Below are 20,596 nucleotides of genomic sequence, written 5' to 3' on the forward strand. Positions count from 1 at the left end.
CGGATGATGGAAAGGACCCCCGGCCACAGGCCGGGGGTCCTTTTCGTGGGTGGCACCGGCCGCGGGCTCAGTCGCCGCCGAGGGCAGGCGGAGGCGCCGTCTCCCCCTCCACCAGGGGACGCGACGACGTCCGCCGTCGTTGCTGTCCGCGCACCACCACCGCCAGCCCGATCAGGATCAGGACCAGCCCACCGTAGGTTCCGGCCGGCAGTGATTCACCGAGGAAGACGGCGGCCAGGATCGCCGCCCCGGGGATCTCCAGCAGGATGATCATGGACACCACGAGCGGGCTCATCACCGCCAGCAGGTGGTTGAAGACCGAGTGCCCCAGGATCTGTGCCATCACGGTCACCGCGAGGATCCCGATCCACGCCGAGGAATCGAACCCGGTGATCGGCTGGCGGGTCACGGCGCACAGCACCAGGAGGATCGCGGCACAGGCACCGTAGCAGAGGGTGGTGTAGGTCCCCGTGGACATGGTGCGCCGTGCCACGGCTCCGGTCATCTGGTACACGCCGGCCAGCGCGCCACCGGCGAGGGCGAAGAGGTCCCCGATCAGCGCGTCCCGGGAGAGGGAGAGGTCGAAGCCGGTGATGATCATGACGCCCACGAAGGCCACCCCCAGCCCCAGCACCACCGCACGGTGGGGTCGCGATCCCAGGAACGTGGTGAACAGCGCGATCCACGCGACCTGCAGGCAGACCAGCGCGGTGGCCGCGGCGACCGACGTGAGCTTCAGCGCGGTGATGAAACAGGCGAAGTGCAGGGCCAGGGCCGTGGCCGCGAGGGCGATCCGCCGGTAGTCCACGGCCGTCAGGGAGGCGAACTCGTCCCGTTTCGAGACGGCTGCGGGGCCGCCCATCACGAGCGAGCCGATGAGATTCCGCCAGAATGCGATGGCGAGGACGGGAGCCGCTGTCGCGGCCATGATCGGTCCGGACGCGGACACCCCGATCACGCCCAGGATCGAGAGGAAGATGATCACCCGGCAACACTAGTGCACCGTCGAACGGGCAGTTAACGCAGAAGATCCCGGTCGGGGACCGGGATCTTCTGTTCGGTGGAGGCACGGGGACTCGAACCCCGAACCCCCTGCTTGCAAAGCAGGTGCGCTACCAATTGCGCCATGCCCCCGAATCAGGACGTGTCCAGCATACCTGCACCGGACGTCCCTACTGGGAGATCGTGTCCGTCGCGTTGCTCCAGACAGCTTTACTTCTCTCAGAATCCTGCCACCGCTTGTACAGGACGACACCCGCTGCAGCCGCTGCCGCGATGAGCAACTTCTTCACGCCGTCCTCCTTGCCCTGCGATGGTGGATCCGTGGGCGTACCAGGACTTGAACCTGGGACCTCTTCGTTATCAGCGAAGCGCTCTAACCGCCTGAGCTATACGCCCCGATACCTCTTCGGGCCGAGAACCGACTGTACCGTAGGAGCTCGGATTTCTTCAAATCGCCCGGGGCGCCGAAGAGGTGGTCGCATCAATCGTCGGTGAGGGTCACCCCGATGCCACCCACGAGGGTGGAGGCGATGTTGTAGAGCACGGCCGAGAGCATGGCCAGTGCGGTGAGGAGCACCACGTTCACCACGGCGAGGATGGTGGTGAAGGAGAGCACCTGGGCCAGCGAGGCGAACTGGCGCAGATCGAAGCCGCCGTTCTCGGAGCCGGCGATCTCACTGAGCAGTTCGTTCACGCCGTCGAAGATCCCGGTGAGATCCAGCACCGTCCAGATCACGAACGATGCCACCACGGTGACGATCCCGAGGGCCACGGACAGCAGGAAGGACATCTTCAGCACCGACCACGGGTCCACCTTGCTGACCAGCAGGCGGGCCTTGCGGGCCTTGGCCTTCGGGGCGGGGCGGGCGGGTCCCGGGCGCTGCCCGGGACGAGGGGCCTGTCCCCCGGCGGACGCCGGTCGCTGGGCGGGCCGTGCGGGTGCATTGACCCGCGGGGTGGACCCGGGCGTCCTCACTTGCCCGCTCGACGACCGCGGATTGGTGTTACCCGAGCTCACTCGCTACCTCCGTGTTCCGGCGAGCCAGCGTCAGGCTCAGTCGTTTCCTCTGTCGACAACCGTACTTCATCGGCTGACGAGTCCGTAGCTCCGTCAGCGGGCGGAACGGTACCGATGACGTCGACGTCGGGGCTCGCCTCGGCAGGATCGTCGATCAGGCCCTCCTCGACCGCCACGCTGCGCTCACTGTTACGGGCCACCGCGATGATGCGGTCGCTCTTGTCCGGCTTCGCGAAGATGACACCCATGGTGTCGCGGCCCTTGGCGGGGACACCGGCGACGGCGGAGCGCACCACCTTGCCCCCACCCATGACCACGAGCACCTCGTCCTCCTCCTGCACCACGAGTGCGCCGACCAGGTCGCCGCGCTCCTCGGCCAGCTTGGCCACCTTGATCCCGAGGCCTCCGCGGCCCTGCACACGGTAGTCGTCCACCTTCGTGCGCTTGGCGAACCCGCCCTCGGTCACGATGAACACGTAGGAGTCGTCCGTGACCACCTTGGCGGCCAGGAGTTCGTCCTCCTCGCGGAACTTCATGCCCGTGACGCCCGAGGTCGCGCGGCCCATCGGCCGGAGGGCGTCGTCGCTCGCGGTGAACCGGAGTGACTGGCCCTTCCGGGAGACCAGCATGATGTCGTCGTCGCTCGAGATCAGCTGCGCGGAGACCAGTTCGTCGTCCTCGCGCAGGTTGATCGCGATCACACCGGCGCTGCGGTTGGTGTCGTAGTCCTCGAGCCGGGTCTTCTTCACCAGGCCCCGCTTGGTGGCGAGGACCAGGTACGGCGACTGCTGGTAGTCGCGCAGGTCCAGGACCTGGGCGATCGTCTCGTCCGGCTGGAAGGCGAGCAGGTTCGCGACGTGCTGCCCCTTCGCGTCGCGGGCCGCCTCGACCAGCTCGTACGCCTTCGCGCGGTACACCCGGCCCAGGTTGGTGAAGAACAGGAGCCAGTGGTGGGTGGTGGTCACGAAGAAGTGCTCGACGACGTCGTCGCCGCGCAGCTGGGCGCCCTTGATCCCCTTGCCGCCACGTGCCTGCTGGCGGTAGTTGTCGCTGCGCGTGCGCTTCACGTAGCCGCCGCGGGTGATGGTGACCACCATCTCCTCCTCGGGGATGAGGTCCTCCATGCTCATGTCGCCGTCGTAGCCCATGAGGATCTCGGTGCGGCGGTCGTCGCCGTACTTGTTCACGATGTCCCCGAGCTCCGTGCTCACGATCCCGCGCTGCACGTCCTCGGAGGCGAGGATGCGGTTGAACTCGGTGATCATGGACTCCAGCTCCAGGTGGCGGTCCTGGATCTTCTGGCGTTCGAGGGCCGCGAGGCGCCGGAGCTGCATGTTCAGGATGGCGGTGGACTGCAGCTCGTCGATGGACAGGAGTTCCATCAGCCCGTCGCGGGCCTGCTCGGTGGTGGACGACGCCCGGATCAGGGCGATCACCTCGTCCAGGGCGTCGAGCGCCTTGAGGAGCCCGCGGAGGATGTGCGCCTCCTCCTCCGCCTTCCGCAGCCGGTACCGCGTACGGCGGACGATGACCTCGAGCTGGTGGGTCACCCAGTGGCGGATGAACGCGTCGAGGCTGAGCGTGCGGGGGACGTCGTCCACGATCGCGAGCATGTTCGCGCTGAAGTTGTCCTGCAGCTGCGTGTGCTTGTAGAGGTTGTTCAGCACCACCTTGGCCACGGCGTCGCGCTTGAGCACGATCACCAGGCGCTGGCCGGTACGGCCCGAGGTCTCGTCACGGAGGTCGGCGATGCCGCTGACCTTGCCGTCCTTGACCAGCTCCGCGATCTTGATGGCCAGGTTGTCCGGGTTCGCCTGGTATGGCAGTTCCGTGACCACGAGGCAGGTGCGGTTCTGGATCTCCTCCACGTTCACCACGGCGCGCATGGTGATCGAGCCGCGGCCCGTGCGGTACGCGTCCTCGATACCCTTGTGCCCGAGGATCTGCGCGCCCGTGGGGAAGTCCGGTCCCTTGATCCGCAGGATCAGCGCCTCGAGCAGTTCCTCCTTCGACGCCGTCGGGTTCTCCAGGTACCACTGGACGCCGTCGGCCACCTCGCGCAGGTTATGCGGCGGGATGTTCGTGGCCATGCCAACGGCGATGCCGGAGGAGCCGTTGACCAGCAGGTTCGGGAAACGCGACGGCAGGATGGTCGGTTCCTGGTTCTTGCCGTCGTAGTTGTCCTGGAAGTCGACGGTCTCCTCGTCGATGTCGCGCACCATCTCCATGGCGAGCGGTGCCATCTTCGTCTCGGTGTACCGGGGGGCGGCCGCGCCGTCGTTGCCGGGCGAGCCGAAGTTCCCCTGGCCGAGGGCCAGCGGGTACCGCATGGTCCAGTCCTGGATCAGGCGCACCAGGGCGTCGTAGATCGCGGAATCACCGTGCGGGTGGTACTGGCCCATGACCTCGCCCACCACGCGGGCGCACTTGTTGAACGAGCGCTCGGGACGGTAGCCGCCGTCGAACATGGCGTACAGCACGCGCCGGTGCACGGGCTTCAGGCCGTCCCGGACGTCGGGCAGCGCACGGCCCACGATCACCGCCATGGCGTAGTCCAGGTAGGACCGCTGCATCTCGGTCTGCAGGTCCACCTGCTCCACGCGGTCAGTCAGCACCTCGCCCTCGATGGGCGTCTCGGGTCCGTTGCCGGTGATGTCGTCACTCATGAATCAGTTTCCGTTCGTGAAGTCGTGTGTCCCGCGCTACCGGCGTGACCGAGCCATGGGTGGTTCCGGCATCTCCGTGCAGGCGCTCGGGTGGACTCCCGCTGCGCCGGCAGAATGCCGGGGACGCACACCTAGATGTCCAGGAACCGCACGTCCTTGGCGTTCTGCTGGATGAAGTTGCGGCGGGACTCGACGTCCTCGCCCATCAGCACCGAGAACACCTGGTCCGCGGCGGCGGCGTCGTCCATGGTCACCTGGAGCAGGGTGCGGTGGTCGGGGTCCATGGTGGTGTCCCACAGCTCCGTGTAGTCCATCTCACCGAGACCCTTGTACCGCTGGATCCCGTTGTCCTTGGGCAGCCGCTGGTTGTTGCCCAGGCCGATCTTGATCAGTTCGTCCCGTTCGCGGTCGCTGAACACGTAGTCGTGCCGCGCGTTGGACCACTTGATCCGGTACAGCGGCGGCTGCGCCAGGTACACGAAGCCGTTCTCGATCAGGGGCCGCATGTAGCGGAACAGCAGGGTGAGCAGCAGGGTGGTGATGTGCTGGCCGTCCACGTCGGCGTCGGCCATGAGCACGATCTTGTGGTACCGCGCCTTCTCCACGTCGAAGTCCTCGCCGATCCCCGCACCGAACGCGGTGATCATGGCCTGGACCTCGCTGTTGCCGAGGGCGCGGTCCAGCCGGGCGCGCTCCACGTTGAGGATCTTGCCGCGCAGGGGCAGGATCGCCTGGGTCTCCGGGTTCCGTCCGCGGACGGCGGAGCCCCCGGCGGAGTCACCCTCCACGATGTAGATCTCCGAGCGCGCCGGGTCCTTGGACTGGCAGTCCTTGAGCTTGCCGGGCATGCCGCCGGACTCCAGGAGCCCCTTGCGCCGGGTGGACTCGCGTGCCTTGCGGGCGGCGAGCCGGGCCTGGGAGGCCTGGATCGACTTGCGGATGATGTCGCGGGCGGGGCCCGGGTTGCGCTCCAGCCAGTCACCGAGCTGGTCCGTCACCACGCGCTGCACGAATCCCTTGACCTCGGAGTTGCCGAGCTTGGTCTTGGTCTGCCCCTCGAACTGCGGTTCGGAGAGCTTCACGGAGATGACGGCGGTGAGGCCCTCACGGATGTCGTCACCGGTGAGGTTGTCGTCCTTCTCCTTGATGATGTTCTTCTCGCGCGCGTACCTGTTGATGAGCGAGGTCATCGCAGCGCGGAAGCCCTCCTCGTGCGTGCCGCCCTCGTGCGTGTTGATGGTGTTCGCGTAGGTGTGGACGCTCTCCGAGTACGCCGAGGTCCACTGCAGCGCCACCTCCAGCGCCATCTTCCTGTCCGTGTTCTCGGTCTCGAACGCGATGACGTCGTCGTGGATGACCTCCACGCGCTTCGAGGAGTTGAGGTGGTGCACGTAGTCCAGGAGGCCGTTCTCGTAGAGGTACTCCACGGAGCGGTGCTTCGGCTCGCCGTCGGACTCCTGGGCGTTCTCGATCTCGACGACCTCGTCCGTCTCCACGGCCAGGACGCGCTCGTCCGTCAGGGTGATGCGCAGACCCTTGTTGAGGAACGCCATCTGCTGGAAACGGGCACGGAGGGTCTCGAAGTCGAACTCGGTGGTCTCGAAGATCGTGCCGTCGGGGTAGAAGGTCTGCGTGGTGCCCGTCGCCGACGTCGCCTCGCCCCTGCGCAGCTCGCCCACGGGCTTGCCGCCGTCTGCGAAGGACTGGTTCCACACGTACCCCTGACGGCGCACCTCGGTCTCCACCCGCGCGGACAGGGCGTTGACCACGGAGATGCCCACACCGTGCAGGCCACCGGACACCGCGTAGCCGCCACCGCCGAACTTGCCGCCCGCGTGCAGGATGGTCATGACCACCTCCACCGTGGGCCTGCCCTCGGTGGGGTGCATGTCCACCGGGATGCCACGTCCGTTGTCCACCACCTTCACGCCGCCGTCCTCCTGCAGCGTGATGCGGATGTGGTCGCAGTAGCCGGCGAGGGCCTCGTCCACCGAGTTGTCCACCACTTCGTACACGAGGTGGTGGAGACCGCGCGGGCCGGTGGATCCGATGTACATGCCGGGCCGCTTGCGAACTGCCTCGAGGCCTTCCAGCACCGTGATCTCGCTGGCGCCGTACGCGTTCTCCTCGACCGCCTCCAGGATCGGGGACTCGTCCTCGCCGATCCTGACGTCGCTTGCATTCAACTCGTTCTCGTGTGCCACAGGCGTAGACGGCTCCTCAGGTGGATGAACAGAAACAGTTCTGTCCCATTCTACCTCGTAGCACGCCACGATCTCGCATGAACAGGCCCTCATCGGCCAATAAACCCGCTTCAGAGCCCACGACGGGTCCTCCCATGAGGACGGATACGGGCGGCACACCCTCAGTTCCGCTACAGGCCCTCCAGCGTGCCCGGCAGATCGGGGCCCCTACCCGTAGGTGTCCCGCGGACCCCGGCCCTTCACCGAGCGTCCGCCCTTGCGCCAACTGGGGGCAGCGGGGCCGACGACGGAGAGCCGGGTGACCACACCGGCGCCCAGTTCGGCCTCGAAACGCCGGAGCACCTGCGGGGTGATGAGGCGCAGCTGGGTGGCCCAGGCCGTGGAGTCGCACCGCACCAGGACGGTGTCGGCGTCGAAGCTCTCGGGGACGCAGTGCGCGGCGATGTCCGCGCCCACGATCTCGCCCCAGCGGGAGAGCACGGACCCGACGGCCACCGGTGACTTCCACCCCCGCTCGGCGAGCATCTTCGAGAACACCGTGCCCACGCCCTCCGGGTCGCGTCCGCCGTAGGTGGCATCCGGGGTGTACCGCCGCCGGGACGTCTTCGCGGTGCGTCTCGCCGGCGCCTCACGAGGGGTGCCACGCGCCTGGGACGCGTCGCGCAGCCTGTTGAGGAGCGCCTGCGGTGCATCCTGAGCGGGGAGGACCTCATCCGCCGTCCGCTCCGGACCCTCCTGCGGGTCCTCCCCACCGGGCTGCCGGTCCTCAGGCACGATCGTCCTCCGGTGGCTGGTCCGTGACCCCGGCGTCCGGGGCACTTCCGGCGTCCGCACCGGTTGCGGCACCCATCGCATCCTCGGCCGTCGTGGTCGTCCCGTCCTCCGCGATGCCGCCGGGGACCACCAGGATCCGGCGTCCTCTCAGGGCGTCCGGGATGTCCTCGCCCACCGCGGCGGTCACCAGGACCTGCTCCGCGGAGGCGACGATCGAGGCGAGGCGGGCCCGGCGCTGCGCGTCGAGCTCCGCGAAGACGTCGTCGAGGATCAGCACCGGGTCCCCGCCGGGAGTGGTGTCCTCCTCGAGCAGCAGGTAGTAGCTGGCCAGCCGCAGGGCCAGCGCCATGGACCACGTCTCGCCGTGTGATGCGTAGCCCTTCGCGGGAGCCTGTCCCAGGAGCACGGCGAGTTCGTCGCGGTGCGGGCCCACGAGGGAGATCCCGCGCTCCAGCTCCTTCCGGCGGTGACGCAGCAGCCCGGCCACGAACAACTCCGTCAGCTCGGGCGGCGTCAGTTCCGCCAGGCCCTCCTGGAGCGGACTCCCCGGGGCACCGGCGCCGTCCTCCTCGGTGGGGAGATCCGCCGAGGAGGAGACGGTGGAGGCGTAGACGATGTTCGCCTCCTTCGACCCGTCCGTCAGTTCCCGGTACGCCCGCTGGACGTGGGGGCGGAGCCGGTCCACGAGGAGGAGCCGTGCCGAGAGCAGTCGTGCGCCGGCCTCGGCGAGGTGCTGGTCCCACACGTCGAGCGTGGCCTCGTGCGCCGTGGAGAGCCTGCCCGCCGCCCGTGCGGATCTCAGCAGTGCGTTCCGCTGCTTGAGGACCCGCTCGTAGTCCGCACGCAGTGCCGCCCGATGGGGCAGGAGGGAGACGAGCACCTCGTCCAGGTACCGGCGCCGGCCGGAGGGATCGCCCTTCACGAGCGCGAGGTCCTCCGGTGCGAAGAGGACCGTCTTCAGGATGCCCGCCGCATCCCTCGCCCGGACCGGGTTGGACCTGTTGATCCGCGCACGGTTCGCGGTCTCGGCGTTGATCTCCACCTCGACGCTGGTGCGCTGCTCCCCCCGGACCAGCCCGCCCCGGATGATCGCCCTGTCCGCACCGAACCCGACGAGCGGTCTGTCGTTACCGACCCGGTGCGAGGACAGCGCGGCGAGGTACCCGACGGCTTCGACGATGTTCGTCTTCCCCACGCCGTTGGGACCCACGAACACCGTGATGCCCGGTTCCATCCGGATGTCGAGCTGCTCGTAGCTCCGGAACCCGGTGAGCGAGAGGTGCTCAACGTACACCGCTCACCGCTTACTCCGGTTTCTGCCGAGCCGGCTTCACCGGGTGACCACCGAACTGGTTGCGGAGCGCCGCCACCATCTTCATGGTGGGGGAGTCGTCCTGGCGCGAGGAGAAACGGGCGAACAGCGCCGCGGTGATGGCGGGTGCGGGGACGGAATTGGCGATGGCTTCCTCCACCGTCCAGCGCCCCTCCCCGGAGTCGTCCGCGTAGCCGGCGATCTTCTCCAGGCCGGGATCCTCCTCGAGCGCCTTGACCAGGAGGTCCAGCAGCCAGGAACGCACCACGGTGCCCTCCTGCCATGCGGCGAACGTACCGTGGACGTCCTTGACGATGTCCTTCGCCTCGAGCAGTTCGTACCCTTCGGCGTAGGACTGCATGAGTCCGTACTCGATCCCGTTGTGGACCATCTTCGCGTAGTGCCCGGCACCGACGTCGCCCACGTGGACGAAGCTCTGGGCGCGATCACCCTCGGGCCGCAGGGCGTCGAAGACCGGCAGGACGGTCTCCACGTCCTCGTCGCTGCCACCGGCCATCAGCCCGTACCCGTTCTCGAGTCCCCAGACGCCGCCGGAGACACCGCAGTCCAGGAACTTGACGCCCTGCTGGGCCAGGAGTGCCGCGTGGATCTGGTCGTCGGTGAACTTCGAGTTGCCGCCGTCGATCACGAGATCGCCCTCGTCGAGGATCTCCGCGAGGTCCTTCACCACGGTGTGCGTGATCTCCCCCGCCGGCACCATGACCCAGACGACGCGGGGGCTCGAGAGCTTCGAGGCCATCTCCTCGAGGCTGGCCGCATCCGAGATCGCGGGATCGCGGTCGAAACCGGTGACCTCGATCCCCTTCTCGCGGAGCCGGGCCCTCATGTTGAATCCCATTTTTCCGAGTCCGATGAGGCCGATGTGCATGAGCTTCTCTTTCTGACGTTGTGGCCGGCCGACGATCGGCCGGCCGATACCGACGCCGTGACGGCTACTGGTTGGGGAGCCGCACCGGCATCAGCAGGTACCTGTAGTCTTCCCTGTCCTCACCCGAGGCGTCATCCTGGGCCGAGAGCACCGCGGGCTTGGGGGGCGAGGTGAACGAGAACCGGACGAAGGGGCTGCTGAAGGCGCCGAGGCCCTCGCTGAGGTAGTGCGGGTTGAACGCCACGGTGATGTCGTCGCCGTCGAGCATGGCCTCGATGGCCTCCGAGGCCTGTGCGTCCTCCCCGGTCCCGGCGTCGAGGGTCACCTGCCCCTCGGTGAAGGCGAGACGTACCGGGGTGTTGCGTTCGGCCACCAGGGAGACCCGGCGCACCGCCTCGACCAGGGTGCTGGTGCGGACGGTCGCGTGGATCGGGGTGGTCTCCGGGAACAGGGAACGAATCTTCGGGTAGTCGCCGTCCACGAGCAGCGACGTGGTGCGTCGACCCCCGCTCTCGAAGCCGATCAGCTCCGAGTCGTCGGAGAACGCGATGTTCAGGTCCCCGGCACCACCGAGCGTCTTGGCCACCTCGTTCAGCGTCTTCGCCTTCACGAGCGCGGTCGTGGAGATCCCCGGGGTCGTCGGCCGCCAGGAGACCTCGCGCAGCGCCAGCCGGTAACGGTCGGTGGCGAGGAGGGTGATGAGCTCGTCCTCGATCTCCATCCGGACGCCGGTGAGGATCGGGAGGGTGTCGTCGCGGCTCGCGGCGATGATCACCTGGGAGACGGCCTGGGCGAAGGCATCGCCGTCGACCACACCGCTCACGACGGGGAGCTTCGGCAGCTCGGGATATTCCCCCTCGGGCATGGTGGCCAGGTTGAAACGGCTGTTGCGGCAGGTGAGGGTGACCTTCGAACCCTCCGTCGACACCTCTACCGGGGCAGAAGGAAGACTGCGGCATATGTCCGCGAGCAGTCTGCCCGACACGAGGATAGTGCCTTCCTCCAGGACCTCCGCGGGGATCTCGAGGCGGGCCGAGATCTCGTAGTCGAAACTCGCGAGACTGAGGCTCCCGTTCTCGGCCTTGATCAGCAGACCGGCCAGGACGGGGACGGGGGGTCTCGGTGACAGGGAACGAGCGGTCCAGGACACGGCCTCTGCCAGGACATCCCGCTCAACTCTGAATTTCACGGATCAATGCCGCCTTTCAAAAAAACAGCCACTGACGGGACGGTCAGCGGATCGGTGGGTCGGACGTCGTCCACGGAGGTCCGGGCACGGTGAACTCTCACCCTACCGGGGGAAAGGTCCGCCGGATAGCAGGCTTTTCGGCCGGGCCGGAGGGCCGGAGCACGGGTGGGCGGGACGTGGAATGTTATTTGAAGAACTTTTGGGATTTAAGGTCGGTAGTGTTAATAACTGCTGTGGATTCTGTGGATAAGTCCGCTGGGGCTGATGTCCGCGCGGATTTCGCCTGTGGAAAAGGTGTGGGCGCGCAGCACGGTCCGCGAGCACCCTCTGTGGGCAGAATCCTTGTCATTTCGCGGATCCACAGGCAGCAGGGGGTTTTCCCCCAGCGCGGCACCGATGTTCACCGAGTTATCCACAGTTGTGTCCACACCTGTTAATTACAGCGGCGGTGACGAGGGCTGTTCAGCCCTCGCGCTGCTTGTGCTTGATCCGGTTGGTCAGTTCGGTGACCTGGTTGAAGATCGCCCTGCGCTCGGCCATGAGCTCCCGGATCTTGCGGTCCGCGTGGATCACCGTGGTGTGGTCGCGCCCTCCCAGTTCCTGGCCGATCTTCGGCAGGGACATGTCGGTGAGCTCCCGGCACAGGTACATCGCGATCTGCCGTGCGGTCACGAGGGTCCGGGTGCGTGACTTGCTGCACAGCTCCTCGAGGCTGATCTGGAAGTAGTCCGCGGTCTGCGCCATGATCACCGTCGAGGTGATCTCCCGCGCGCCGTCGTCGGAGATGAGGTCCTTCAGCACGATCTCCGCGAGGTTGACGTCCACGGGTTGCCGGTTCAGGCTCGCGAACGCCGTGACCCGGATCAGGGCGCCTTCCAGCTCCCGGATGTTCGTGGCGATCTTCGAGGCGATGTACTCCAGGACGTCGTCGGGTGCACTGAGGCTGTCGCTGATGGCCTTCTTGCGGAGGATCGCGATGCGGGTCTCCAGCTCCGGCGGCTGGATGTCCGTCAGGAGCCCCCACTCGAAACGCGAGCGCATGCGTTCCTCGAAGCCGATGAGCTGCTTGGGTGGCAGGTCCGAGGTGATGACCACCTGCTTGCTGTGGTTGTGCAGTGCGTTGAAGGTGTGGAAGAACTCCTCCATGGTCCTGTCCTTCCCGGACAGGAACTGGATGTCGTCGATCAGCAGGATGTCCACGTTGCGGTACGTCTGCTTGAAGCTCGACCCCTCGTCGTCGCGGATCGAGTTGATGAAGTCGTTGGTGAACTCCTCGGAGTTCACGTACCGGACGCGGATGCCGGTGTAGAGGTGCCGGGCGTAGTGGCCGATGGCGTGCAGCAGGTGGGTCTTGCCTAGTCCGGAATCGCCGTAGATGAACAGCGGGTTGTAGGCCTTCGCAGGGGCCTCGGCGACGGCGACCGCGGCCGCGTGGGCGAAACGGTTGGAGGAACCGATCACGAAGGTGTCGAAGACGTACTTCGGATTCAGCCGGCCGAACTCGTGCGAGTTGCTCGGCGGTGTGGGCGAGGGCTTGACCTCGTCCCGGGGCTCCGGTGAGACCTCCTCGGGTTCCTTGTCCGGTACGTCCTCCGTAACGGGGGTGAGATCGGGGTCGATGACGAAGGCACACTGGATGTCCTCACGGAACACGTCGTGCAGGGCATCGTCGAGTGCACCCTTCAACTGGGTCTGGAGCACCTCGCGGGTCAGCTCGTTCGGTACGGCGATGAGCATGGTGGTCCCGATGAGCCCCTGGGCCTGCGCGAGGATCATGAAGCCGCGCTGGCGGGGGGTGACGCGATCGTCCTGTTCGAGGGTCCGGATGACCTTGCGCCAGGAACTCCCGACGTCGTTTACCTCATCTGTACCCACAAAGACCTCTCCCGGCTGTACTGCCCATCCTCGACGACACCGGTTCTCCACAGAGTTGTACACAGCTCGTGGATAAACGGACCAGAGCCAAGACTAGAGGATGCAAAGTACAGAAGATAGCGGAATGGAGCGCCTCCGGAGGGGTTCCGAGGGGCGTTCCGAGGGGTCTTCGCCGCCCGTGTAGGCTGTCTGGTGCGCCGGTTGTCCACAGGGTCGGGAAAAAAGAACCCACAGGTCCGGCGAGGCCCGGTTTGACGCTTCTGAGGCGTTGCGCCTAACGTTATGTAGTCCAACATGTCTGCATTCTGCATGCCATCACAGATGTTCCGGGGACTAAGCGGACTCGGAACGTGACAGCTTCCACGCGAATGTCGGATGTACACCTTCATCGCGTCAGTCTGTTCTTCCCCCTTGTTGCAATGGGCCGGACGCATCTCAAGATCGTTCTGGAGTAACTACAGTGAGCAAGCGGACTTTTCAGCCGAATAACCGCCGTCGTGCCAAGAAGCACGGCTTCCGTCTTCGCATGCGCACCCGCGCCGGCCGTGCCATCCTGTCGGCACGCCGGGGCAAGGGCCGCACCGAACTCTCGGCATAGGCGGTTCCACCCCGTGCCGTGCGCCCTCGGGTCCCCCTGACGGTGCCGGCATCCTCTCCTCCTCGATGACCGGGACGCTTCCGTGCTACCGATGATCCACAGGGTGCGAACGGCCGGGGACTTTGCACGTACCGTACGTTCCGGCGCCCGATCAGGGCGCCGGAACGTTGTGCTATATGCCTTCCGGACCTCCGCGTCGGATCCTTCACGGGTCGGGTTCATCGTCGGCAAGGGTGTGGGGAACGCCGTGGTGCGGAACCTCGTCAAGCGAAGGCTCCGGCATGCCTCGGCAGAGTGGGTCGCCGTGCACCCGAGCGGGTTCGACGTCGTCGTCCGGGCCCTGCCCGCGGCGGCCGACGCCGACTGGCCCACCCTGCACAGGGACTTCTCCGGCGGTGTGGCAGCGGTGCTCCGCCGGCTGGAACGATCCGATCCGCCCGGGAGGGAACCGATGCACGGGGAAGGAAGGTCGGAGTATCGTGAGGACGGTCGCTGAGCATTCGGTCGGCTCGATCGCGGGGCTGCCCCGCCTGGCGGCGATCGGGATCCTGATCGCGTACCGGAAGGTGATCTCTCCGCTGTACGGGCAGGTGTGCCGGTTCTACCCGAGCTGCTCCGCCTATGCACTCGAGGCGATCACGGTGCACGGGTTCACCCGCGGCAGCTGGCTCGCCGTGCGGCGGCTGGTCCGCTGCCACCCCTGGGACGACGGCGGTGTGGACCACGTACCCGCCGGTTCCAGGACCTTCCCGCCGGGGAGGACCCCCGCGATTGTTGTGTTGAACCACCCGGTGATCCCGGTCGACGACGAAAGCCGCCCGGCGGTTTGAGGAGAGCTAACTGATATGGGTTTTTTTGAGACGATCCTGGCACCGTTCAGGTGGCTCGTGTCGTGGATCATGTTCATGTTCCACGAGGGCTTCACGTTCCTCGGAATGCCCCCGGCCTCGGGATGGACCTGGGTCCTGTCGATCGTCGGCCTCGTGGTGGTCATCCGCGCAGCCCTGATCCCGGTGTTCGTGAAGCAGATCAAGGCCCAGCGCGGTATGCAGGCGCTGCAACCCGATCTCCGGAAGCTGCAGCAGAAGTACAAGGGCAAGACGGACCAGCTCTCGCGCCAGGCGATGACGCAGGAACAGATGGCCCTGTACAAGAAGCACGGCACCAACCCGTTCGCGGCCTGCCTCCCCATCCTCATCCAGATGCCGTTCTTCTTCGCGCTGTTCACGGTGCTGAACGGTATTTCGCGGGCCAGCGCGGAGGGTGACACCATCGGCGCCCTGTCCCCCGAGTCGGTGCGCCAGTTCGACAACGCCACGATCTTCGGGGCACCCCTCTCCTCCACGTTCCTGGGCAGCTTCGGCGAGAACATGAACATCAGCGTGATCATCCTGTCCCTGGTCATGATCATCGCCATGACCTCGTCGCAGTTCATCACCCAGAAGCAGATCATGGCCAAGAACATGTCGGACGAGGCCATGCAGAGCCCCTTCATGCGTCAGCAGAAGATCATGCTGTACATCCTCCCGCTGGTCTTCGGCATCGGTGGCATCAACTTCCCCATCGGTGTGCTCGTGTACTGGACCACCACCAACGTGTGGACCATGGCGCAGCAGTTCTACGTCATCCGCAAGATGCCCACCCCCGGCTCCCCCGCCGCCAAGGCGCTCGCTGAGCGTCGCGCGAAGAAGGGACTGCCCATGGTCCCGTTGCTCGGTGAGCGCAAGACGGAACCGGTTGTCGAGACCGCTCCGGAGCCCAGGGTCCAACGGGTACAGCCGCAGCGCAAGAAGAGGAAGAAGCGATGACCGCAGAGAACGAGGACCAGATCCCCGAGTCCGTCGCCGGCCCCGGGGGCGACGACGCCGCGAGCCAGGAGGGGACCGAGTCCTCGCGTCTGGACGAGGAGGGCGACGTCGCGGCCGACTACCTCGAGGAGCTGCTCGACATCGCGGACATCGACGGTGACATCGACATCGAGGTCCGCAGCGGCCGCACGTACATCTCGATCGTGTCCGAGGACCGGTCCGACACCGGGCTGAGCTCCCTCGTGGGTGCTGACGGGGAGGTCCTCGAAGCTCTTCAGGAACTCACGAGACTCAGCGTGCTGACGTCCACGGACGTGCGTTCACGCCTGGTGCTCGACGTCGACGGGTACCGGGACCGTCGCGGGGGCGAGCTCGGCAAGATCGCCCGGGATGCCGTGGAGAAGGTCAAGGAGACGGGCGACGACGTCGCACTGGCGCCGATGTCCGCGTACGAACGGAAGATCGTCCACGATGTCGTGGCAGATCTCGGGTTCGTCAGCGAGTCCGAGGGCGAGGGGCAGGGGCGGCACATCGTGGTCTCGCCGAGCGATGACTGAGCAGCAGGACCCGAGCCTTCCTCCACGGCCGACGTCCGAGGAGCAGGTCGCCGCCGACACGGTCTTCGGCGACCGGTTCGAGCTGGCCCGCGGATTCGTGCGGCATCTCGCGACGTCGGGTATCGAGCGTGGACTGCTCGGACCGCGTGAGATTCCCCGGTTGTGGGGACGGCACGTACTGAACTGCGCGGTCGTGGGTCGGCTCATGCAGCCGGATGCGTCGGTGGTCGACGTCGGCAGCGGCGCGGGTCTTCCCGGCGTCGCCCTCGCGATAGCCCGGCCGGACCTCGAGCTGCACCTGGTCGAACCTCTGGAGCGGCGCGTCACCTGGCTGGACGAAGTGATCACCGATCTCGGCCTGACCAATGTGACCGTGCACCGCGCCCGCGCCGAACAGGTGGTCGGCGAGATCGCCGGCCGGTACGTGACGGCACGGGCCGTCTCGGCGCTGTCCACCCTGGCCGGCTGGACCCTTCCCCTCACCACACGTGACGGTGAGGTCCTCGCGATCAAGGGACGCAGCGCCGCCGACGAGATCGAGAAGGCACGCAAGGTGATCCGCAAACTCGGTGGTGACACCGCCGAGATCATCGCCGTGGGCGGGGATGTCCTCGCCGAGCCGACCACGGTGGTACGGATACCTCGCCGCCCGGTCTGATCGGCCATGGGACGGAACCGGACGCGAACCCTGTCCCGCCTTCTTCCGGCTACCCTTGTAGCTAACGACGTCTTGCATGTGAGAGTGAGCTACTGAGTGACCATCAAGGACGCCCGTCCCCAGGAATCGCAGCCCGTTCGTAGCCCCTCGTCAGGGGAGAGCTCGGCCGGGAGCGACACGGCGCTGCGGTCGGCGGATCCGGATCAGCGCACATCGGGATCAGCCGATCGGGCACTCGAGGTGGCGGACACCGGGTCCGCGAAGAAAGTTGCCCGCTCCAGGAACGTCCTCGAAGCGATGGACGATTCCTCACCCCTGGGCCGGGAACTGGCGAGTGAAGCACGTCGGCGCGAGAAACTGCTGGGCACCTCGCTGCCGAAGCCGACGAACACCCGGATCATGACCATCAGCAACCAGAAGGGTGGGGTGGGCAAGACCACCACCACGGTGAACATCGCCGCCGCCCTGGCCACGGCCGGGCTGCAGGTCCTCGTCATCGACATCGATCCCCAGGGCAACGCCTCGACGGCACTGAACATCGACCACCGTGCCGAGGTCGACTCGATCTACGACGTGCTGATCGACGACGTCCCCCTGGCCGACGTGGTGGCCCAGTGCCCCGACGTACCCAACCTCATCTGCGCACCGGCCACGATCCACCTCGCTGGCGCCGAGATCGAACTGGTGTCGCTGGTGGCCAGGGAGCAACGGCTGCGTCGTGCGATCGAGGTCTACGGACAGCACCGTGAGCAGCAGGGTGAGCCCCGACTCGACTTCGTGTTCATCGACTGCCCTCCGAGCCTGGGCCTGCTCACCGTCAATGCCTTCGTGGCGGCGAAGGAGGTGCTCATCCCGATCCAGTGCGAGTACTACGCACTCGAGGGGTTGAGCCAGTTGCTGAAGAACATCGAGATGATCCAGAAGCACCTCAATGCCGATCTGGCGGTGTCCACGATCCTCTTGACGATGTACGACGGCCGAACCAAGCTGGCTGCACAGGTGGCGGCGGAAGTGCGTGAGCACTTCCCCGATCAGGTCCTGGATGCGGTGGTCCCCCGTTCGGTCCGGGTGTCGGAAGCGCCGAGTTACCAGCAGACCGTCATGACCTACGATCCTTCGTCGAGCGGTGCACTGTCCTATCAGGAAGCGGCTGCGGAGATCGCATCCCGTTGATCCTCGTATCAGCGTCCTCCTAGGACCTGGTCGGCGAAACCTATCGGTGGAGTGGTTCCTCCATCACGTGGAAGGAAGACAAGATGGTCGAGAAACGGCGAGGTCTGGGCCGGGGACTGGGAGCACCCATTCCCAGCGCACCCGCGGAGGAATCGACACCTGTCGAGGAGGACATCGCTCCTCCGGTCGAGCAAAGCGGTGATGAGGCCCCGGGCAAGGGCCGGCCGGCGGACCTGTTCTTCGAGCGCGTCACGGAGGACGACGTCGCGAACCCCTCGCGCTCCTACTCCGCGGCTCTCAAGAGCAGCATCGAGCGCAATATGCGCGACGCGCAAACCAAAAGGACTGCGAAGCCCGCTTCGTCACGACGCACCGCACGCGCAACCCGGAGTGACGAAACCCCGGCGAATGCCGGCACGGTGTCAGCCGAGGAAAAATCGGGCACGACATCCACATCGAAGGAGGTTGAATCCTCTTCGGCCGTGCAGGGTGCCGCAACGATGGACAGCCGCCCCTCCTCCACTCCGCATGCGGACGTGTCCGCCGGTGCACAGACGCAGCACACAGAACCGGGTGCGAGCCCGAAGGCTGATCCCGAGGGCAGTGGTGAACCCGTCGTCGACCTGGTGTCCGTGCCCGGCGCCGAGTTCGCTGAACTGGAACTCGATGCGATTCATCCCAACCGTAAGCAGCCGAGGGTGGAGTTCGACGAGGACGAGCTCGCTGAACTCGTGCTCTCGATCCGGGAGATCGGGGTTCTCCAACCGGTCGTGGTGCGTCCCTCCCAGGAGGGTGGCGCGGAGACCTATGAACTGGTGATGGGCGAGCGGCGTTGGCGGGCGTCGCGTGAAGCAGGACTGGACCGCATTCCCGCCATCATCCGCTCCACCCTCGACGATGATCTGCTTCGGGACGCACTTCTCGAGAATCTCCACAGGAGCGCACTGAACCCGTTGGAGGAGGCGGCAGCGTATCAGCAGCTCCTCGAGGACTTCGGCTGCTCGCACGACGAGCTCGCAGGTCGCCTCGGGCGTTCGCGCCCGCAGATCTCCAACACGCTGCGATTGATGAAGCTACCGCCGCTGGTCCAGCGGCGGGTGGCCGCAGGAGTTCTCTCGGCGGGGCATGCCCGTGCACTGCTGGGACTCAGCGATGCCGCGGAGATGGAGAAGCTCGCGCAGAAGATCGTCGCGGAGGGTCTGTCGGTACGCTCCACCGAGGAAGTGGTGGCGTTGAGCGGAGGTCTGCGGAAGACGGTCAGGCCTGCTCGAACGGGAGAAGGTGCACGCCATGAACGGCTGGACTACCTCGCAACATCTCTCTCGGACCGCCTGGACACCAATGTGAAGATCACACTGGGCGCGAAGAAGGGGCGTGTCAGCATCGAGTTCGCCAGCGTCGATGATCTGAACCGCATCGTGGGCGTGCTCTCGCCGAAGGCTGACTCCTAGCACCGATCACCTCGTCACCGGCCTGGATGTTTCACGTGAAACATCTCGCCGTTGCGTCATTTCATCCACAACATGCGTCTCAACCCGTGGGACTCGAGCAAGACGGCTCCAAGTGAGCTAGGTGGCATGGGGAGTTGCTTCCTTCGGCTGTGCTGGGAGAGCTCGTCTTCTGCATGCCGGTCCCCGTGGCGGGACCTGGAAGTCCCCTCGACTATTCCTCCCCGCGCGAGCGGTGATCCATGTTGCTGTCGCAGAGAGCGCTCACCAGGCAGCGTGCAGCTCGGGCGCCGCTTCACCCGCTCACCATCAGCCTCGGCAAGAGTGGCAGGCGATCAGCAGGCTAATTGCACGCACGTCATGAATTGTCCGGCGCTGTCGGGACATTGCCCTCCCTGCACCATCACAGTGCCGAGGGTGGGACATCGGCTACGACTAGTGAGCGCCCCACCAGGTGATCGAACTCCGTTTCTGACGGAATCGACGCTGAGCCTTGTCTGAAGTCGAGCTACTCCCCTTCCTTTGCTTAGCTCTCCTCGCGTTTCACGTGAAAGATTACGGCCTCCCCTGATGGTCGACATCCGGTTTCACGTGAAACAGTGCCAGCGTAAAGGCCACGATCACCCGAAGACGTGTGGGCGTATCAGCTGTGGGATGTTTGATGCTGATCAGGACGGCATGAGAAATGCTCGTTGTTGGCGGACTCAGCTCCCCTCGGCCGACTATCTGTGATGCTGCTGGACGTGTGAGCGCTGGTCTCGTCGCCGCATCACGTCAGCGGGGGGCGCCGGTGTATGGAATGAGTGGAAAAGGCACTGCGAGTTACGAGACCAGACCTCGCAGCATTCCGGGGCGAAGATGTAACCCCTAGGGTCACGGGTAGATCACTGTGTGGAGCACCCAGCACGCCTGTTCGGAATGCAGCGGGATATGCACGCGCGAACGGAGAACGACGGTGTCCAGCAAGCTCATCGGTGTCGGAGAGGTGCGGTCCGGTGCCGCCAGCTGATCTCGACCGAGATCTTCTCGGCTGAAACTCTCGATGGCGAGCGTTCAACGACGGCTCGACAGTGCAGCAATTGACACAATTGGAATGACCAAGCGATGCTTTCCGGGCTTGAAGTACGACCGAGAACGAAGATCAATGAATTTTACGGAGGCGCGGACACAGTCTGGTTTCACGTGAAACGAACTCTGGGAGCTACTGAAGGAGAAGTTCATGGCGTTCGAGCACCTACAGAGTCATCTTCGAGCTACGGAATCCCTCCCCCTGCGATGTACACGTGTGCCGAGGTAGCCGCCACCACTGGTTCTACGCCCTTGAGGCCGGCTGACCGTAAGCCCCACAGGGCAGTGACAAGACAGTGACACCATGTGCTCGCTTCTTGCGCACGAGGTCGTGATCTCGTGCAGGAGTGTAGAAGA

The 20,596-nt window shown here is 66.0% G+C and carries 18 protein-coding genes and 2 tRNA genes; 8 read left to right on the forward strand and 12 right to left on the reverse strand.

What is annotated here, in order from left to right:
• Positions 1–67: 67 nt before the first annotated feature.
• From AC792_RS06205 to dnaA, 12 genes are all read right to left on the reverse strand, one after another.
• Positions 68–985, reverse strand: coding sequence for a DMT family transporter (locus AC792_RS06205; protein ID WP_049829698.1), 918 nt, complete (start codon positions 983–985; stop codon positions 68–70).
• A gap of 76 nt (positions 986–1,061) precedes the next feature.
• Positions 1,062–1,134: transfer RNA gene (locus tag AC792_RS06210), tRNA-Ala, on the reverse strand.
• A 38-nt stretch (positions 1,135–1,172) separates the two neighbouring features.
• Positions 1,173–1,292: a DLW-39 family protein gene (locus AC792_RS17715; RefSeq protein ID WP_235436422.1), complete on the reverse strand. Its 120-nt coding sequence runs from the start codon at positions 1,290–1,292 to the stop codon at positions 1,173–1,175.
• A gap of 32 nt (positions 1,293–1,324) precedes the next feature.
• Positions 1,325–1,398 (reverse strand) — tRNA-Ile (locus AC792_RS06215).
• A gap of 85 nt (positions 1,399–1,483) precedes the next feature.
• The gene (locus AC792_RS06220) at positions 1,484–2,020 is read right to left on the reverse strand and encodes a DUF3566 domain-containing protein (protein WP_049829699.1); all 537 of its coding nucleotides are present in this window, start codon (positions 2,018–2,020) and stop codon (positions 1,484–1,486) included.
• Positions 2,017–4,686 (reverse strand): DNA gyrase subunit A, encoded by a 2,670-nt coding sequence (gene gyrA / locus AC792_RS06225; RefSeq protein ID WP_049829700.1) that lies wholly within the window; start codon positions 4,684–4,686, stop codon positions 2,017–2,019. Before gyrA ends, AC792_RS06220 begins: the two co-directional genes overlap by 4 nt.
• A gap of 131 nt (positions 4,687–4,817) precedes the next feature.
• Positions 4,818–6,830, reverse strand: a complete 2,013-nt coding sequence (gyrB, locus tag AC792_RS06230; RefSeq protein WP_152916067.1) for a DNA topoisomerase (ATP-hydrolyzing) subunit B — start codon at positions 6,828–6,830, stop codon at positions 4,818–4,820.
• A 267-nt stretch (positions 6,831–7,097) separates the two neighbouring features.
• Positions 7,098–7,664: a DUF721 domain-containing protein gene (locus AC792_RS06235; RefSeq protein ID WP_049829702.1), complete on the reverse strand. Its 567-nt coding sequence runs from the start codon at positions 7,662–7,664 to the stop codon at positions 7,098–7,100.
• Positions 7,657–8,958 (reverse strand): DNA replication/repair protein RecF, encoded by a 1,302-nt coding sequence (gene recF, locus AC792_RS06240; protein WP_082177520.1) that lies wholly within the window; start codon positions 8,956–8,958, stop codon positions 7,657–7,659. The genes AC792_RS06235 and recF overlap by 8 nt, the downstream gene beginning before the upstream one ends.
• 10 nt (positions 8,959–8,968) lie before the next feature.
• On the reverse strand, positions 8,969–9,865 hold the full coding sequence (gene gnd, locus AC792_RS06245) for a phosphogluconate dehydrogenase (NAD(+)-dependent, decarboxylating) (protein ID WP_049829703.1): 897 nt from the start codon (positions 9,863–9,865) through the stop codon (positions 8,969–8,971).
• Between the two features lie 64 nt (positions 9,866–9,929).
• Entirely contained in the window at positions 9,930–11,054 is a 1,125-nt protein-coding gene (dnaN, locus tag AC792_RS06250) for a DNA polymerase III subunit beta (RefSeq protein WP_049829704.1), read from the reverse strand.
• A gap of 462 nt (positions 11,055–11,516) precedes the next feature.
• Positions 11,517–12,929 carry a chromosomal replication initiator protein DnaA gene (gene dnaA / locus AC792_RS06255; protein ID WP_049829705.1) on the reverse strand — a complete coding sequence of 471 codons (1,413 nt, stop codon included), beginning with the start codon at positions 12,927–12,929 and terminating at the stop codon, positions 11,517–11,519.
• Between the two features lie 460 nt (positions 12,930–13,389).
• Between dnaA and rpmH the strand changes: the two genes are divergently transcribed.
• The 8 genes from rpmH to AC792_RS06290 all read left to right on the forward strand — a co-directional run bounded on the left by rpmH (position 13,390) and on the right by AC792_RS06290 (position 19,174).
• On the forward strand, positions 13,390–13,527 hold the full coding sequence (rpmH, locus tag AC792_RS16310; RefSeq protein WP_022892375.1) for a 50S ribosomal protein L34: 138 nt from the start codon (positions 13,390–13,392) through the stop codon (positions 13,525–13,527).
• Positions 13,528–13,618: 91 nt separating this feature from the next.
• Complete coding sequence (rnpA, locus tag AC792_RS06260) at positions 13,619–14,023, forward strand: ribonuclease P protein component (RefSeq protein ID WP_235436427.1); 405 nt, start codon at positions 13,619–13,621, stop codon at positions 14,021–14,023.
• Entirely contained in the window at positions 14,007–14,357 is a 351-nt protein-coding gene (gene yidD, locus AC792_RS06265) for a membrane protein insertion efficiency factor YidD (RefSeq protein ID WP_049829707.1), read from the forward strand. The genes rnpA and yidD overlap by 17 nt, the downstream gene beginning before the upstream one ends.
• Before the next feature lie 15 nt (positions 14,358–14,372).
• Positions 14,373–15,335, forward strand: coding sequence for a membrane protein insertase YidC (gene yidC / locus AC792_RS06270; protein WP_049829708.1), 963 nt, complete (start codon positions 14,373–14,375; stop codon positions 15,333–15,335).
• Positions 15,332–15,892, forward strand: coding sequence for a Jag family protein (locus AC792_RS06275; RefSeq protein WP_049829709.1), 561 nt, complete (start codon positions 15,332–15,334; stop codon positions 15,890–15,892). Before yidC ends, AC792_RS06275 begins: the two co-directional genes overlap by 4 nt.
• Positions 15,885–16,550 (forward strand): 16S rRNA (guanine(527)-N(7))-methyltransferase RsmG, encoded by a 666-nt coding sequence (gene rsmG / locus AC792_RS06280; RefSeq protein ID WP_049829710.1) that lies wholly within the window; start codon positions 15,885–15,887, stop codon positions 16,548–16,550. Before AC792_RS06275 ends, rsmG begins: the two co-directional genes overlap by 8 nt.
• A gap of 297 nt (positions 16,551–16,847) precedes the next feature.
• Positions 16,848–17,723: a ParA family protein gene (locus AC792_RS06285; protein ID WP_082177521.1), complete on the forward strand. Its 876-nt coding sequence runs from the start codon at positions 16,848–16,850 to the stop codon at positions 17,721–17,723.
• An 83-nt stretch (positions 17,724–17,806) separates the two neighbouring features.
• A complete protein-coding gene (locus AC792_RS06290) occupies positions 17,807–19,174 on the forward strand; it encodes a ParB/RepB/Spo0J family partition protein (protein WP_049829711.1) in 1,368 nt (455 codons plus the stop codon).
• Positions 19,175–20,596: the final 1,422 nt, after the last annotated feature.

Origin of the sequence: Arthrobacter sp. RIT-PI-e, from assembly GCF_001187915.1 — a bacterium.
Taxonomy (GTDB): domain Bacteria; phylum Actinomycetota; class Actinomycetes; order Actinomycetales; family Micrococcaceae; genus Arthrobacter_D.